Source organism: Pseudomonas sp. SJZ080, from assembly GCF_007828295.1.
In the GTDB taxonomy this organism is placed as follows: domain Bacteria; phylum Pseudomonadota; class Gammaproteobacteria; order Pseudomonadales; family Pseudomonadaceae; genus Aquipseudomonas; species Aquipseudomonas migulae_A.
Window position 1 is genome coordinate 70,793 of record NZ_VIUK01000008.1, and the last position, 15,246, is coordinate 86,038.

Here is a 15,246-nt window from a genome sequence, read left to right on the forward strand (position 1 = left end):
AGGGCGTTTTTACGATCAGGCTTTCAGCTCACGAACCGCCTGCACCAGCGTGGATTCATCGATCTGAGCAATCGACGTCACCCCGGTCAACGTCATCGCCACGCGCATCTCTTTGGCGAAAATATCCAGCATGTTTTCCACCCCGCGTTGACCGTCGGCGGCCAGCGCGTACGCCATGGAACGCCCCAGCAACACGCCTTTCGCGCCCAGCGCCAGCATCCGCACGACATCGAGCCCCGAACGGATTCCCGAGTCGACCAGCACCGTCAGGTCATTGCCCACCGCTTGCATGATCGGCGGGAGTGCCTTGGTGGTGGAGAGCACGCCGTCCAGTTGTCGCCCGCCGTGGTTCGACACCACAATGCCGTCCGCGCCAAAGCTGACCGCGTCCCGCGCATCCTGAGGGTCGAGGATGCCCTTGATGATCATCGGGCCTTGCCAGAAATCGCGAATCCACTCCAGATCGCTCCAGCTGATCGAAGGGTCGAAGTTGTTGGCCAGCCAGCCCATGTAGTCTTCGAGGGTGACGGCTTTGCCGAGGTACTTGGAGATGTTGCCCAGGTCGTGCGGTCGCCCCATGAGGCCGACGTTGAAGGCCCAGTCGGGTCTGGTCATGGCCTGCAAGATTCTTCGCGAAGACGCAAAAGGCCCGGACATGCCCGAGTGTGCGTCCCGGTAGCGCGCGCCGGGCGTAGGCATGTCGACGGTGAACACCAGATTTTTCACCCCGGCGGCCTTGGCTCGCTCCAGGGCATTTTTCATGAAGCCTCTGTCTTTCAGCACATACAGCTGAAACCAGATGGATTGTCGGGTTTGGGTCGCCACTTCCTCGATCGAGCACACCGAGACCGTTGAAAGGCACAGGGGGATGCCTTTGTTTTGTGCGGCTTTGACCGCCTGCACTTCACCGCGACGGGCGAACATGCCTGTCAGGCCGACCGGCGCGAGGATGATGGGCATTGCCAGGGGCTGGTCGAAGAGGGTGGTTTCAAGGCTCAGGGTTTCGACGTTTTTCAGGATGCGCTGGCGCAGGCTGATGCCTGTCAGGTCGGCGCTGTTGGCCCTCAGGGTGTGCTCTGCATAAGCGCCGCCGTCGATGTAATCGAACAGGAATCGAGGGAGTTTGCGGCGGGCTGCCTCGCGGTAGTCGGATGCGGATGAAATGATCATGGTGCCTCGGTCGGGTGAGTGGCGGGGCGATGGGGGCGTGGGGTCAGAGTAGCGAAAACGGCTCGCGTTTGCGGTAATTCTGTTCACTTGAGTAATCGGATAGCGGTTTGATCTCGCGGATGTTCGCGGACCCCCTGTAGGAGCAGGCTTGCTAGCGATGGCAGAGTGTCAGGCGCCGTAGGTTTTGATGGTGTACATATCCGTTGCTGTGGTAACGGCAGCTATTGGTTCCGCTTTTACAGTGGGTTACTTGGAAGAGCGCCAAGTAACCAAGCGCCTGCGCCCCTGACGTACGGTGGCATGCCGAGCCTTAGCAAGGCACCGAACGAAAGGGCAAGAGCGCTTTGGTTACTTTCCGCCGGGCCGCGCAGGCTTTTCGAAAGGGGCCCGCCGTAAGGACGAAATCGCCAGCCGCCATCACCAAAATAATGGATATGCCCCCAATCGCTTGCCCACCAACCAGCCCTCAGTTGGTATCCAGATCCACGTTCTTGGTCTCACGCAAACAGATCATCCCCACCACCAGGCTCACCGCAGTAATCACCACCGGGTACCAAAGCCCGTAGAAAATGTCCCCGGTATACACCACCAACGCAAACGACACCGTCGGCAGAAACCCGCCAAACCAGCCATTCCCGATGTGATAAGGCAGGGACATCGATGTATAGCGGATGCGCGTCGGGAACAGTTCGACCATCAGTGCCGCCAGCGGGCCATAGCACATGGCGGAAATGATGATCAGTGCAACGATCAACGCCACGATCATCGGCTTGTTGATCAGCTGAGTGTCAGCCTGTGAAGGATACCCGGCCAGCGTCACCGCACCACGCAGCGCCGCTTCGTCATAGCCATCGATTTTCACCTCGCCGACGCTGACCTGCACGCCGCTGCCAGCCGGGGCCGCTTCACTGGTGTAAGGCAAGCCCTGTTTCACCAGGAAGGTTTTGACCTTGTCGCACGGGCTGTCAAATTTCGCCTTGCCCACCGGATCGAACTGGAACGTGCAGGTGGCCGGATCGGCCAGCACGGTGATCGGCGCCTGACGGCTGGCCTGGTCGATGGCCGGATTGGCGTAATGAGCCAGGGTCTTGAAGATCGGGAAATACAGCGCGGTAGCCAGCAACAGACCGATCATCAACACCGGTTTGCGCCCGACCTTATCCGACAGCCAACCGAAGAAAATGAAGAACGGCGCGCCGATGATCACGCTGACGATCAACAGGCTGTTGGCCAGTGCCGGGTCCATTTTCAGGAACTGGGTGAGGAAGAACAGCACATAAAACTGCGCCGCATAAAACGTCACTGCTTGCCCGGCGTTGATGCTGAACAGGGCGATCAATACGACTTTGAGGTTTTCCCATTTGCCGAAGGAATCTCGCAGCGGCGACTTGCAGAGCTTGCCTTCCTCTTTCATTTTCACGAACGCGGGTGATTCGTGCAGGCTCAGGCGAATCCAGGTCGAGATGCCCAGCAGCACGATCGAAAACAGAAACGGAATCCGCCAGCCCCAGACTTCGAACTGGTCCCCGGTGAAATAACGGCAACCCAGCACCACGAGTAACGACAGCAGCAAGCCGAGGGTTGCAGTGGATTGAATCCAGCTGGTGTGGAAACCGCGTTTGCCGATGGGCGCGTGTTCCGCGACATAAGTTGCAGCGCCGCCATATTCACCGCCCAGGGCCAGGCCCTGAAGCATGCGTAACACCACCAGAATGATCGGCGCGGCAATGCCGATGCTTGCGTAGGTCGGCAGCAGCCCGACGCAGAACGTCGCGACACCCATGAGAACGATGGTCGCGAGGAAGGTATATTTACGCCCGATCATGTCCCCCAGGCGACCGAACACCAGCGCACCGAAGGGCCGCACGATGAAACCGGCGGCGAACGCCATCAGCGCAAAGATGAACGCGGTGGTGTCGTTGACCCCGGCGAAAAACTGTTTACTGATGACCGCCGCGAGGGCGCCGTAGAGGAAGAAGTCATACCACTCGAACACCGTCCCGAGTGACGACGCGAAAATGACTTTGCGGGTATCGCTGCTCGTGTCGACGCTGCGTGCTATTTCCAGAGGCTGTACATGTTCTGACATATCGGTATCCCTCACAGTGATTGTTTTTGTTGTTCCACTGCCGGCGCCTGCCTTGTGGGCGGGTGCCGCTACTGCGATGCATCGGGGTGTAACCCTTGTTGCAGGAGCCGACTTGCTGACGATGTCGGCGTGTCTGGCGACTCTGATGCTGGCTGATCGGTCGCTATCGCCAGCAAGCCGGCTCCTACAATGTCCGGATTGTGAATTCAGGTATTTGTCGCCAGTTCCATTGGCGGTGTCAGGCTCCTTGAGGGGGAATTGAGGATGAGTTGCGCCGCTTTCTCGGCAATCATCAGCGTAGGCGAACAGGTGTTGCCCGAGGTGATGCGCGGCATGATCGACGCATCGGCGATGCGCAGGCCGGCGATGCCATGGACTTTGAGCTGCGCATCGACCACCGCGTCGGCGTCGTTGCCCATGCGGCAGGTGCCGACCGGATGGAAAATCGTCGTGCCGATGCGGGCGGCGGCTTCGTGCAGTTCTTCTTCGCTCTGCAGGCTGTCACCGGGCAGGTATTCCACCGGTTTGAATGCTTGCAGGGCGGGGGCGGAAACGATGCGCCGGGTCAGGCGTATGGCGTCGGCCGCGACGCGCAAGTCTTCCGGGTGGCTCAAATAATTGGGTTGAATCAGCGGAGCTTCCTGCGGATCGGTCGAACGAATGTCGATTCGGCCACGGCTTTGCGGGCGCAAATCGCAGACCGACGTGGTGAAGGCGGGGAAGGCGTGCAAGGGCTCGCCGAAACGTTCCAGCGACAAGGGTTGCACGTGGTATTCGAGGTTCGCGGAGGTCTGTTCCGGCCCCGACCGGGCAAACGCACCGAGCTGACTCGGCGCCATCGACAGCGGTCCGCTGCGGTCGTAGAGGTAACGCAAACCCATGCCCATCTTGCCCCAGACGCTGCCGGCGATCTGGTTCAGGGTCCGGGCGTTTTCCAGTTTGTAGATCAGCCGCAGTTGCAGGTGATCCTGCAGATTGCCGCCCACGCCGGCCAGCTCATGGACCACGCCGATCCCCAGCTTTTCCAGGAGCGGGCGAGGGCCGATGCCGGAGCGTTGCAGGATGGTCGGCGAACCGACGGCGCCAGCGCAGAGGATGATTTCCTTGCGCGCCTTGAAGGTTTTCGCCTGGCCTTGCCAGCGCGTGCTGACCGCCGAGGCGCGACCGTTTTCCAGCAGCACGCGGTCTACTTCGACGTCCGTCAGCACGGTGAGATTGGCCCGATGGCGGACCGGTTTGAGAAACGCCTTGGCCGCATTCCAGCGAATCCCGGCCTTCTGGTTGACCTGAAAGTAGCCGCAACCTTCGTTGTCGCCCTGGTTGAAGTCGTCGATGCTGGCGATGCCGCGTTGTTCGGCGGCGCTGCGGAAAGCATCGAGAATCGGCCATGAAAGACGCTGGCGCTCGATCCGCCATTCGCCGGCGGCACCGTGAAACGCCGAGTCGCCGGCAAAGTGATTTTCGCTTTTCTTGAACAGCGGCAGGACGTCGTTCCAGCTCCAGCCGGGATTGCCCTCAGCGGCCCAGCCATCGTAGTCGCGGGCCTGGCCGCGCATGTAGATCATGCCGTTGATCGAGGAACAGCCGCCGAGCACCTTGCCGCGTGGGTAACTCAGGGCGCGACCTTGCAGGCCGGGTTGCGCCTCGGTCTTGAAGCACCAGTCGGTGCGCGGGTTGCCGATGCAGAACAGGTAACCCACGGGGATGTGAATCCATGCGTAGTTATCGCGGCCGCCGGCTTCAAGCAGCAGTACCCGGTGTTGCGGGTTGGCCGATAACCGATTGGCCAGCAAACAACCGGCCGGTCCGGCCCCGACCACGATGTAGTCGTATTCATCAAGGGAAGTCTGCATCCCTGACCTCGTATTGTTGTTCTTGTTGTGGGTCATCCTAGTTGTTAGCTTTCGTCAAAAGAATGTTAGTTTTTGCGCAGCCGCTGTGCGTTTTTAAACAGCGTAGCCCTGAGGACGGTTCATGTTCGACTGGAATGACCTGCGGTTTTTTCTCGAATTGCAGCGCAGCGGGCGTTTGCTCACTGCTGCCCGCCGTTTGAACACCACCCACGCGACAGTGGCCCGGCACATCGAGGCCATCGAAAAGAGCCTCGGCACGGCGCTGTTCGTCCAGCACGCCCAGGGCTACGAGATGACCCCGGCCGGCGAAGCGTTGCTCAAACACGCCGAGGCGATGGAAAACGTGGCGCTGTTGGCTCAGGAAGAGATCACCCAGTCGACGGCGCCGCTGGGCAAGATTCGCGTCGGCGTAACGGAAGGGCTGGGCATCATGTTCCTCGCCAGCCGCATGAACGGGCTGTTCGAACGCTACCCGGGGCTGGAAGTGGAACTGGTGGCGGTGCCACGGTTTGTCAGCATTCTCAACCGCGAAGCCGAGATCAGCATTCATCTGGAGCGCCCGTCCGCCGACATGCTGGTCACGCGCAAGCTCACCGACTATCGCCTGGCGCTGTATGCCAGCCAGGCTTATCTCGACAGGTCGCCACCGCTGCGCAGCCGCGAAGACCTCGGTCGGCATGCCTGGATCGGTTATGTCGACGATTTGCTGTTCAGCCAGGAACTGATGTTCCTCAACAGCTTCTGTCGCAACCCGCAGGTGGTCTTCCACAGCACCAGCGTGATCGCCCAGCAACAGGCGGCGCGCTCGGGCCTGGGGATCGCGGTGTTGCCGTGCTACATGGCCAGTGCCGATCCAGAGCTGGTGCCGTTGTTGCCGGATGAAAGCATCCAGCGCAGCTACTGGATCAGCACCCGTCGCGAGCTGCACAAATCCGTGCGGCTGCGGGTGTTGTGGGATTACGTGGTGGAATTGTGTGAGCGCGAGCAATCTTTACTGCTGGGCCAGAACCCCTTGTAGGAGCCGGCTTGCTGGCGATGGGCCCTTGAATCCAGCATCAATTCTCAGAACGCTATCGCCAGCAAGCCGGCTCCTACAGGGGGCCGCGTTTCAGGGGAGGATTTCGAAGGCAGTGCTGGCCAGCCGTTCGCCGTTCACCATTACGTGCACTGCATGTTTGCCGGCGTAATGCTTGCGAGTCGTGAGTTCCTTGATGTGCTGACCTCGGGCGATGAGTTCGTACGCTTTGCCGGGCAATGTCAGCGCCTTGAGCTTGAAGACCTTCGCAGAAGTGCTGCCGTTGGCCTTGACGTAATCGATGGCGTAATCGATCACCAGTCGCTGGCTGTTCTCGACCGTGGATTTAACGGTAAAGGACAAGGTGATTTTCTCGCCCAGCGCAATCACCGCCGGTTCGACTTTCACGTCCATGATCTCGACCTCGGGCTTGCCACCCGCGCCAATGATCGCCAGTGCTCGCGGGTTGCCCTGTTTGATCAGGCTGCGAAGGGCGTGCCTGGCGATCCACGCGGTGTGCCTGTTGTCCAGCGACCAGCCTTCGATCAGGTCCAGCACCCATTCGGGATGGTCCTTGGTGATGTCGTTCAAGTGGTTGGCCACCGACTTGCGCACATAGAGGCTGTCGTCGGCCTTGAGGTTGTCGAGAATGGCGGCGGCGAGGGTCGGGTCTGCCTGGATCTGCTCCAGTCGAAATGACCACGGCAGACGCGGGCGGCAGCCTTCGCTGGCCAGACGCCGTACGTGTTCGTTTTCGTCCAGCGACCACTCGTGCATCACCGCCAGCGCGCGCTCGAAGTCGCTGCGCAGGAAATAGCGGATCGCGAATTCAGCTGAGCCGAAGGTGGTGAAGTATTTGAGCGCATCCATGGAGTGTTCGAACGCGTGGCCGCCATAGGTCGCGACGTAATGGGGCAGCGAGATGCTGACGAAGCCGCTGTTCAGGCGCGGGGCGAGGGCGCGCAGAACCTCGAGCGACGCTTCATAACTCAACGGCAGGACCGCGTGCAGGCACTCGCTGACCCGGGCCATGCGCTGCATGATCGACAACTCGGCAAGCCCGTCGTTGGCCATTTTCAGGAAGGACCTGGCGTTGAACTCGGGGTAGACCGCGGTCATCTCGGTGGCGATGTGCTGGAGGCGCTCGGCGTTGAAGATTTCCTTGAGGGCAGGGGCGGGTTGGTCAGCGGCCATTGTGGATTCCTTGAAGTCGTTATTTATTCAGATACACCGCGTTATCGTTCTTCGCGAGCAAGCCCGCTCCCACATTAGACAGCGTCTGGCATGCTCACTCGGTCAACTGTGGGAGCGGGCTTGCTCGCGAAGAGGCCCTCACATTCACCTCAACTCTTGCTGGATTCTTCTTCCAGCTGATCCGACTCAAACAGCTTCGCCAGTTCCGCCCTGGCTTCCTGCGCGGTCTGCAACACCTTCGCCGCATCGTCATACACCGCGTGCTGTGCTTCCAGCACCTGTTCATCGTGATGCTTGAAGCGCTTGATCCGCGCATCGGCCTGGGCCTGGGTCAGCCCCAGTCCTACCAATGTGCGCCGGCTCATTTCCAGACTCGAATAATAGGTTTCCCGAATCGCTTCCGCCCCCAGGTCTACCAACCGGTGCACATGCTGGCGGTTACGGGCGCGGGCGATGATCTTGATGTGCGGATACAGCCTGTGCACCACCTCGGCGGTCTTGATGTTGGTGTCCGGGTCATCGGTGGCGATGATGAAATATTCCGCCTGCTCGACCTTGGCCGCGCTGAGGATTTCCGGGCGCATCGGGTCACCGTAGAACACCGGCACGCCGCCGAAGCTGCGCGACAGTTCGATGGTTTCCACCGAGGTGTCGAGGGCCACGAACTTGATGTTTTGCGCGCGCAGGATACGGGCGACGATCTGCCCCATCCGGCCCATGCCGGCGATCACTACGCGGGGGCTGTCGGTGTCGATCTCGCGGAATTTCTCCGGCACCACCACCGGCTGCACCTTCGGGCTGACCAGTCGTGCGCAGATCAGCAACAACAGCGGCGTCACGGCCATGGACAGCGTGATCGTCAGTACCAGCAGGTCATACAGGCGTGGCTCGAACAAGCCCTGATCCCGGCCGATCTTGAACACCACGAACGCGAATTCACCACCGGCAGCGAGCACGATGCCGAGGCGAATCGCACTGACCTTGCCCAGGCCACCAGCCAGTCGGCCCACCACAAACAGCAGCGGCAGCTTGATGGCGATCAGCAGCAGCGTCAGCCCCAGCACCGTGATCGGCGCGCTGAGCAGCAAACTCAGGTTCGCGCCCATGCCGACGCTGATGAAAAACAGTCCCAGCAGCAAACCCTTGAAGGGTTCGATCTGTGCTTCCAGCTCGTGGCGATACTCGGAGTCCGCCAGCAGCAAACCGGCGAGGAACGCGCCCAACGCCATCGAAACGCCCACCAGATCCATCAGCCACGCCGTGCCGATTACCACCAGCAACGCGGTGGCGGTGGAGACTTCCGGCAAACCGGTCCTGGCCACCACGCGGAACACCGGTCGCAGCAGATAGCGACCGCCAATGACCACCACCGCAATGCTGCCCAATACCCGCAAGCCGTGGTTCAAATCTTCGGCCGCGCTGCTGGTGTGATCGCCGCCCGCCAGCAGTGGCACCATGGCGATCAGCGGGATCGCGGCGATGTCCTGGAACAACAGAATGGCAAAAGCCAGGCGCCCATGAGGACTGGTCAGCTCTTTGCGCTCAGCCAGACTTTGCAAGCCAAACGCAGTGGACGACAAGGCCAGGCCCAGGCCGAGTACGATCGCGCTGTTCAGCGATTGTCCAAACACGAACAGCGCCACCACGCCAATCACCGAACCGGTCAGCAGCACCTGCGCCAGGCCGACGCCAAACACCGATTTACGCATCACCCACAAGCGCCGTGGCGACAGCTCAAGACCAATGATGAACAGCAGCAACACCACGCCGAGTTCGGAAATATGGCTGACGCTTTGCGGGTTGCCGATCAGGCCCAGCACCGACGGCCCGATAATCACGCCGGCAAACAGATAGCCCAGCACCGCCCCCAGTTGCAGGCGCTTGGCCAAAGGAACGGTGAGCACCGCCGCGAACAGAAACACGACAGCGGCTTGCAACAGGTTGCCTTCATGGGGCATGGGGAAAACTCCAGAACTCGGTACGGCGGGGGGCACAAGGATAAAGGCTGCGATGGCAGGCGTCAGCCCGGTTGGCAATGATTGTATGAATGGCGCGTCGTTGCGTACTTCGCACGCAACAAAAAGGAATGTTTTTTTTCACCCGCAGTCGGACTTCAGTTACCACGACATTACTGGAGATTCACTCATGAACAGCAAGACCCTTATCGCCAGCCTCGCCCTCGTCGCAGGCATCGCCGGTATCAGCCCGATGGTTCAAGCCGATGAACCCCAAAAAACCGTCCAGCCCGGTGTCAACAACACCCGCGAACTGGTGGTCGGCGACCGTGCCCCGGATGTTTACCAGCGCAGCGAGAAGGCCATCGGCAACTGGAAGGCGAAGGGCCTGAGAGCACCGAAGGAACAGGCGCAGTGGGTGCAGATCAATGGCAAGTACATGATGGTGATGATCACCAACGGTACGATCATGGATATCACGCCGGTGGAGCGTTAGGCCGCCAGTGCCACCATTAAGGGGTCACTCAACCCGACTATGACTCAACGTCTGCTCACCCAACCGATACTGATTATTCCCGCTGCGCTTGGCCTCATACATCGCCAGGTCGGCAATATGAATCAAGCGGTCCATGCTCGGCGCATGGTCCGGGAACACCGCGACGCCCAGGCTGGTGCCGATGTGGCGTTGGTCGGTGCCGATGGTCACGGGGGGTGAGAGTTCGACGAAGATTTTCTGGCAGATGCTGCGGGCTTCGTCTTGCAGACTGCTGCCTTGAGGCAGGCCCTGGAGGATGATCACGAATTCGTCGCCGCCGATGCGGGCGACGGTGTCGGTTGAGCGCAGGATCTTTTTCAGGCGTGTGGCGGTGGTGACAAGGACGCGGTCACCGGCGGCATGGCCGTAATGGTCGTTGATGGCCTTGAAACCGTTGAGGTCGACGAACACCAGTGCCACTCGGGTAGCAGTGATTCGGGCCTGCTCCAGCGCCTTGGACAGGCGTTCTTCGAGCACCAGACGATTGGGCAGGCCAGTCAACGGGTCGAAATGAGCCAAGTGCTGCAAGTAGCTGGCGGAGGCTTTTTCTTCGGTGATGTCGCGGACCACGCCCATCATCTTGATCGTTTGATCGTGGTCGTTTTTAACGACATTGCCGGTCTCGCGCAACCAGCGGATGGTGCCGTCAGGCCAGATGACCCGGTATTCCTCGTCATGGTTTTCACCGGTTTCCAGGCAGCGCAGCTCACCGGCCCGCACCTTGATCCGGTCGTCCGGGTGCACGCAGGCGCAAAACAAGGCGTAGGAGGGCGTTACTTCGCCGACCTTGAAGCCGAACATGCCGTAGATCGCGTCCGACCAGTAGAGCCGGTCAGTGTCGACATCCCAGTCCCAGGTGCCGATACGGGCGAAGTACTGGCTGCGCTTGAAGCGTTCAGCGTCGCTGTCCTGATGGATAGTCTGCCGATCCGACAGACTGGCAATCAGCGCCCGATGTTCGGCCAGCTGCTTGCGCAGCAAACGCTCGCGGCAGATCAGCACGATGATCAGGGCAAGCACCAGGGTGCCGAGGGCTGCGCTGGTCCAGACGAAGTTCATTCAAGGGTTGCCATCATGGCGAGCCATCATTACGGAAAGTGTGCGTATGGTAGTTCACACGCCTGCCTTATGGCACTTGTAGCCTTAAAGAACTTCTCCTTTGTCCCACAAATGCACCAATTCTCCCGGCGCTTTGTCCTCGGGCACTTTCAGCACCAGCCGGTCGTCCTGTTCATTGAGGCGGTAGCGCACTTCGATTTGATAGAAACGCTGATCGCCCTGGCCGGAAGATTCGCGGGTCAGGGGCAGACAACCCTCCAGCAACGTGCAAATACGCGTGCGCTGATCGGGATCACATTGCGCGAATTCGATTTCACGGGGGCGGGTCAGCGCGTGGAGCATCGCGAAACCGCCCTGACGGGAAAGACTGACAACAGCTTCATCGCCCAATGCTGGCAGCTTTTTCATGAACCCTCCTGACTCGGTTTGACACCCACTTCGGCCCATCCGTGCTCTACCGCTCGGGCTTCGTCGGTGCCGAAACGGTTGCGAGCGTGGGCAACGGTCAGTTGCGCGAATTGCTCGAATGTCGCATCGCCGCCCAAACGTTTGTCGCACAACGTGTCGTACCAGATGCGCCCGGCCTTGTCCCAGGCAAAGCCGCCCAGGGCTTGCGCCACCAGAAAAAACGCCCGGTTGGGAATGCCGGAATTGATGTGCACGCCGCCATTGTCTTCCTGGGTGATGACAAACTTGCGCATATGGTCCGGTTGCGGGTCCTTGCCGAGCAACGGATCGTCGTAAGCCGTGCCTGGATGAGCCATCGAACGCAAACCGACGCCCTTGATGCGAGGCGTCAGCAGGTCGGCGCCGATCAGCCAGTCCGCCACCGCGGCCGTCTGACCCAGCACGCGTTGCTTGATCAGCACCCCGAAAACATCCGATACCGACTCATTCAATGCCCCGGACTGGCCGGCGTAGACCAGGCCAGCTTCGCTTTCGATCACACCATGAGTCAGCTCGTGCCCGATCACATCCAGCGAGCGGGTGAAACGCTCGAAGATCTCGCCGTCGCCATCCCCGAAGACCATTTGCGCGCCGTTCCAGAATGCGTTTTCGTAATCCTGGCCGTAATGCACACTGCCAATCAGCGCAAAACCCCGATTGTCGATGGAGTCGCGACCCAGCACCTTCCAGAAAAAATCATGACTGGCGCCCATTGCATCGTACGCCTCATCAACCGCGGGGTCGCCCGTTGCTGGCTGGCCTTCCAGGCGCGCAGGCATTCCCGGCAGAAGCATTTTGCCTTGTGCATCATGAATGCTGCGCCGGACCTGGCCGGGTTGAACCGAAGTGGGCAGGATCGCCGCCGCGGCAGAAGGCGCGGGTGAGCCCGGGGTGTGCCGAAGCGTGCGCACGTGGGTCAGCGTGACCAGCGCGCTGGCGCGTTGATGCTCGGACCCGTGGGCGATGATTCGGTTGAGAATGTAAGGCGGGATGAAACTGCGCAATGATCGTGGGTCGGTCATCAGAGCATCCTTTACTGAGCACGAGGTCGATACTCATGTGAGCAGGCGTCAGGGGCTTCGGTTCCATGGATTGCCTTCGGCGCCGAATTCTGCGAAAACCTCCGTCCGCGCCCCGGACCCGGGCGACCGTAAACGAGTAGAAACATGAACGACGAACTGCAAATCATCGACATCGAGCCGGGCGACGGCAAAGCCGCCGTCAAAGGTGCACTGATCACCACCCAGTATCGCGGCTGGCTGGAAGACGGTACCGAATTCGATTCCTCCTACAGCCGAGGCAAGCCTTTCCAGTGTGTGATCGGTACAGGGAGGGTCATCAAGGGGTGGGACCAGGGCATCATGGGCATGCAGGTCGGCGGTAAGCGCAAGTTGCTGGTGCCGGCGCACCTGGCCTATGGCGAGCGCACCATGGGCAAGATCACGCCACATTCGAACCTGATATTCGAGATTGAATTGCTGGAAGTGTTGACGCGGGATGATTGATTGCCGCATCGGCGGACGAATGCGTCGTTTGACAGGGCGCCATCGCCAGCAAGCCGGCTCCTACAGCACAGAACGCTGCAGGAGCCGGCTTGCTGGTGATAAACGATAACGCCGTCAACCTGGCATGCGCTAACCCTGAAACGTCTCTCGATAGGCATACAGCCCCGGCGTCCCGCCTGTCATCACGAACAACACGTTGTCACCGTCACGGAAACGACCTTGCCTCAGATCAGCCAACAGGCCCGCAAACGCTTTGCCGGAGTACACCGGGTCGATCAGCAGACCTTCTGCGCGCGCCATCAGGCGCACGGCGTCTTGCATGGCCTGGGTCGGCAGGCCGTAACCCTCGCCTAACTGACTGCCGTCAATCACGATGTCCTCGGGCCGTACGAGGGCATTTCTGCCCAGTAAAGCCAGGGTGTCCTGGGTCAGTTTCAGGGTTCGGGTCGCGGACGAATCGCGATCCGATAATACCGAGTAAGACTTGACGACCGATGTGCCTCGGCCCAGCAACTGGAAGCCGGTCGCGAGCCCGGCGTGGGTGCCGGCGCTGCCGTTGGGCACCACGACCTGGTGGAAGGTGAGACCGAGCGCCGTCTCCTGCTCTGCGATTTCCGCCGCGCATCGCGCGTAGCCGAGAGCGCCCAGAGGGGTTGAGCCACCCATGGAAATCACCAGCACCTTGCGTCCCGATTCCCGTAGTTGCGCCGCCCGATTCTCGGCCAGGGTGAGTGAGTCGGTGCCTGCGGCAAGCACTTGCAGCTGTGCACCAAACAACTGGTCCAGCAGCACGTTACCGTTGAGTTCGTAATCCACCTCGGATTTGGGGACCGAGCGGGTGAGGATCAATTCGCAGTCGATGCCCAGACGCGCGCAGACCGCCGCGGTCAGACGCGCATGGTTGGACTGAACGCCGCCCACGGTAATGATCGTATCGATGCCGGCCTTTTGCGCTGCACCGATGTGGAATTCGAGTTTGCGCAGTTTGTTTCCGCCACCGCCCAGCAACATGTGATCGTCGCGCTTGAGATACAGGCGGATACTCCGGGGTTGCAGGCCCAATAGCTGTTCGAGACGCTCGGCGCGCTGAATGGGCGTTGGGCCTTGCAGGAGGTCTGCTCGCGCAAAAGCACTCAGGGACTTGTCCAGTTGGGTTTGCATCGATGGCGCCTCGCTGACTGATATCACCCTGACTCTATGGAGAAAGTCCTCCGTGATAAACGCATGGCCAGTCATTTCACCTTTAACGCCATGTAACTAATAGCGTGCCCTTTATGAGAACTGCGGAATCCGGCCGTTGAGGGAAGGGCGGTAGTGCCAGGTCAATCGGTCCAGTGCGGGTCTCAACGCCAGAATCTGCGTCAACGTGGCGCTGGCGATGTTCATGGCGAGCGTCTGGCCCGGGCATTGATGACGCCCTGCACCAAAGGTGAAACTGCGCCGCTGCGCACGTTCGAACAGGAACGTGTCAGGCTGGTCATTGAGTTGCGGGTCACGATTGGCCGAGGCCAGCAGCACCAGAATCACATCGCCGGGCTGCAGGCTCACACCATCGATTTCACAGGGTGCGGCGACGAACCGGCGGGTGTTTTGCACCGATGGATCGAAACGCTGGGCTTCGGCCACCAAGTCGTCAATGTTGATCGAATCGTTCAGCCACTGCGGGTTTCGAATCAACGCCGACAACGCGTTACCGATCAGGCCGGCGGTGGCTTCATAGGTCTGGGAGAGCAGGCCGATGAGATTGGCGATCATTGCATCGCTGTCGGAGGATGTCCCCCCAAACCGCTGGCGAATACCGGCGAGCAGGGTGCTTTGATTGTCCGGATCATCCAGTAACTCAATGAAATAGCCGCTCAACTGTTCCGCCGCCAGATGGGCTGCGTCCAGTTGCGTCTGATCGCTGAGGGGCGACAGGCATGCGACAAAATCCGCGGTCAGCTCACTGACGACCCGGCCCTGTGCAGGCGTGAACCCCAGCAGCGCCGCCACCACGCAAGTCGGGCCACGGAACATCGCCTTGTGCAGTCCATCAATGTGCGGGCTGATCAATCGCGCGCTGACCAGCGCAGTGATCTCATCCCTGTCGATCATCGCCAGCCCTGGCTCAATGGCCGACCTCGGGCAACGCTGGCGTTCGCCTTCATTCATCCGCATCAACTGACTGAAGACTTTACCGGCCACACCGCGGGCAATCACCTTGGGCACGGGCTCATGAGCCGGCCGCACATGGCAGTCGGCATGCGCGAGCACTGCAGCGACAACCTCGGCGCTGCAGGCTACCCAAAGTTTCAATCCTTCGTGGAAAACCAGCCCGCCTTGAGCGCGCAATTGCGCGTAATAAGGATAAGGGTCGTCATGAGTCGCAGCGATGATCGGGTCCATGGGTTGCAGCCTTGATCGTGATTGAAAAAGTGTTGCTAC

At 60.5% G+C, this 15,246-nt stretch carries 13 protein-coding genes; 3 read left to right on the plus strand and 10 right to left on the minus strand.

The window, feature by feature from the left end; all coding sequences use genetic code 11:
* Positions 1–15: 15 nt before the first annotated feature.
* The 3 genes from lldD to FBY04_RS13275 all read right to left on the minus strand — a co-directional run bounded on the left by lldD (position 16) and on the right by FBY04_RS13275 (position 5,112).
* Positions 16–1,170, minus strand: coding sequence for an FMN-dependent L-lactate dehydrogenase LldD (gene lldD / locus FBY04_RS13260; RefSeq protein WP_084321698.1), 1,155 nt, complete (start codon positions 1,168–1,170; stop codon positions 16–18).
* 466 nt (positions 1,171–1,636) lie between these two features.
* The gene (locus FBY04_RS13270) at positions 1,637–3,259 is read right to left on the minus strand and encodes an MFS transporter (RefSeq protein WP_145315488.1); all 1,623 of its coding nucleotides are present in this window, start codon (positions 3,257–3,259) and stop codon (positions 1,637–1,639) included.
* Between the two features lie 206 nt (positions 3,260–3,465).
* Positions 3,466–5,112, minus strand: a complete 1,647-nt coding sequence (locus FBY04_RS13275; protein ID WP_145315489.1) for a GMC family oxidoreductase — start codon at positions 5,110–5,112, stop codon at positions 3,466–3,468.
* A gap of 121 nt (positions 5,113–5,233) precedes the next feature.
* Here FBY04_RS13275 and FBY04_RS13280 point away from each other — a divergent pair, with 121 nt between their 5' ends.
* Complete coding sequence (locus tag FBY04_RS13280; protein ID WP_145315490.1) at positions 5,234–6,130, plus strand: LysR family transcriptional regulator; 897 nt, start codon at positions 5,234–5,236, stop codon at positions 6,128–6,130.
* A gap of 90 nt (positions 6,131–6,220) precedes the next feature.
* On the opposite strand, the gene FBY04_RS13285 is transcribed toward FBY04_RS13280, so the two are convergent.
* Both FBY04_RS13285 and FBY04_RS13290 read right to left on the minus strand, forming a co-directional pair.
* Positions 6,221–7,321 (minus strand): DNA alkylation repair protein, encoded by a 1,101-nt coding sequence (locus tag FBY04_RS13285; RefSeq protein WP_084321702.1) that lies wholly within the window; start codon positions 7,319–7,321, stop codon positions 6,221–6,223.
* Positions 7,322–7,470: 149 nt separating this feature from the next.
* Complete coding sequence (locus FBY04_RS13290) at positions 7,471–9,279, minus strand: monovalent cation:proton antiporter-2 (CPA2) family protein (RefSeq protein ID WP_084321703.1); 1,809 nt, start codon at positions 9,277–9,279, stop codon at positions 7,471–7,473.
* Positions 9,280–9,466: 187 nt separating this feature from the next.
* Here FBY04_RS13290 and FBY04_RS13295 point away from each other — a divergent pair, with 187 nt between their 5' ends.
* Positions 9,467–9,772, plus strand: a complete 306-nt coding sequence (locus FBY04_RS13295; RefSeq protein ID WP_084321704.1) for an RcnB family protein — start codon at positions 9,467–9,469, stop codon at positions 9,770–9,772.
* A 24-nt stretch (positions 9,773–9,796) separates the two neighbouring features.
* Here FBY04_RS13295 and FBY04_RS13300 read toward each other — a convergent pair whose 3' ends face one another.
* The 3 genes from FBY04_RS13300 to FBY04_RS13310 form a co-directional block, all read right to left on the minus strand.
* Positions 9,797–10,870 (minus strand): diguanylate cyclase domain-containing protein, encoded by a 1,074-nt coding sequence (locus tag FBY04_RS13300; protein ID WP_084321705.1) that lies wholly within the window; start codon positions 10,868–10,870, stop codon positions 9,797–9,799.
* An 84-nt stretch (positions 10,871–10,954) separates the two neighbouring features.
* A complete protein-coding gene (locus tag FBY04_RS13305) occupies positions 10,955–11,278 on the minus strand; it encodes a protealysin inhibitor emfourin (protein ID WP_145315491.1) in 324 nt (107 codons plus the stop codon).
* On the minus strand, positions 11,275–12,339 hold the full coding sequence (locus tag FBY04_RS13310) for a M4 family metallopeptidase (RefSeq protein WP_145315492.1): 1,065 nt from the start codon (positions 12,337–12,339) through the stop codon (positions 11,275–11,277). Before FBY04_RS13310 ends, FBY04_RS13305 begins: the two co-directional genes overlap by 4 nt.
* 144 nt (positions 12,340–12,483) lie before the next feature.
* On the opposite strand from FBY04_RS13310, the gene FBY04_RS13315 reads away from it, so the two are divergent.
* Positions 12,484–12,822, plus strand: coding sequence for an FKBP-type peptidyl-prolyl cis-trans isomerase (locus FBY04_RS13315; protein WP_084321708.1), 339 nt, complete (start codon positions 12,484–12,486; stop codon positions 12,820–12,822).
* A 129-nt stretch (positions 12,823–12,951) separates the two neighbouring features.
* On the opposite strand, the gene FBY04_RS13320 is transcribed toward FBY04_RS13315, so the two are convergent.
* Together FBY04_RS13320 and FBY04_RS13325 are read right to left on the minus strand one after the other, a co-directional pair.
* Entirely contained in the window at positions 12,952–13,983 is a 1,032-nt protein-coding gene (locus tag FBY04_RS13320) for a D-cysteine desulfhydrase family protein (RefSeq protein ID WP_145315493.1), read from the minus strand.
* A 111-nt stretch (positions 13,984–14,094) separates the two neighbouring features.
* Positions 14,095–15,207: a cytochrome P450 gene (locus FBY04_RS13325; protein WP_145315494.1), complete on the minus strand. Its 1,113-nt coding sequence runs from the start codon at positions 15,205–15,207 to the stop codon at positions 14,095–14,097.
* Positions 15,208–15,246: the final 39 nt, after the last annotated feature.

Coding starts and splice junctions, on each gene's coding strand:
- lldD (WP_084321698.1), bottom strand. CDS start 1,170: ATGATCATTTCATCCGCATCCGACTACCGCGAGGCAGCCCGCCGCAAA.
- FBY04_RS13280 (WP_145315490.1), top strand. CDS start 5,234: ATGTTCGACTGGAATGACCTGCGGTTTTTTCTCGAATTGCAGCGCAGC.
- FBY04_RS13305 (WP_145315491.1), bottom strand. CDS start 11,278: ATGAAAAAGCTGCCAGCATTGGGCGATGAAGCTGTTGTCAGTCTTTCC.
- FBY04_RS13285 (WP_084321702.1), bottom strand. CDS start 7,321: ATGGCCGCTGACCAACCCGCCCCTGCCCTCAAGGAAATCTTCAACGCC.
- FBY04_RS13320 (WP_145315493.1), bottom strand. CDS start 13,983: ATGCAAACCCAACTGGACAAGTCCCTGAGTGCTTTTGCGCGAGCAGAC.
- FBY04_RS13300 (WP_084321705.1), bottom strand. CDS start 10,870: ATGAACTTCGTCTGGACCAGCGCAGCCCTCGGCACCCTGGTGCTTGCC.
- FBY04_RS13290 (WP_084321703.1), bottom strand. CDS start 9,279: ATGCCCCATGAAGGCAACCTGTTGCAAGCCGCTGTCGTGTTTCTGTTC.
- FBY04_RS13275 (WP_145315489.1), bottom strand. CDS start 5,112: ATGCAGACTTCCCTTGATGAATACGACTACATCGTGGTCGGGGCCGGA.
- FBY04_RS13315 (WP_084321708.1), top strand. CDS start 12,484: ATGAACGACGAACTGCAAATCATCGACATCGAGCCGGGCGACGGCAAA.
- FBY04_RS13310 (WP_145315492.1), bottom strand. CDS start 12,339: ATGACCGACCCACGATCATTGCGCAGTTTCATCCCGCCTTACATTCTC.
- FBY04_RS13270 (WP_145315488.1), bottom strand. CDS start 3,259: ATGTCAGAACATGTACAGCCTCTGGAAATAGCACGCAGCGTCGACACG.
- FBY04_RS13295 (WP_084321704.1), top strand. CDS start 9,467: ATGAACAGCAAGACCCTTATCGCCAGCCTCGCCCTCGTCGCAGGCATC.
- FBY04_RS13325 (WP_145315494.1), bottom strand. CDS start 15,207: ATGGACCCGATCATCGCTGCGACTCATGACGACCCTTATCCTTATTAC.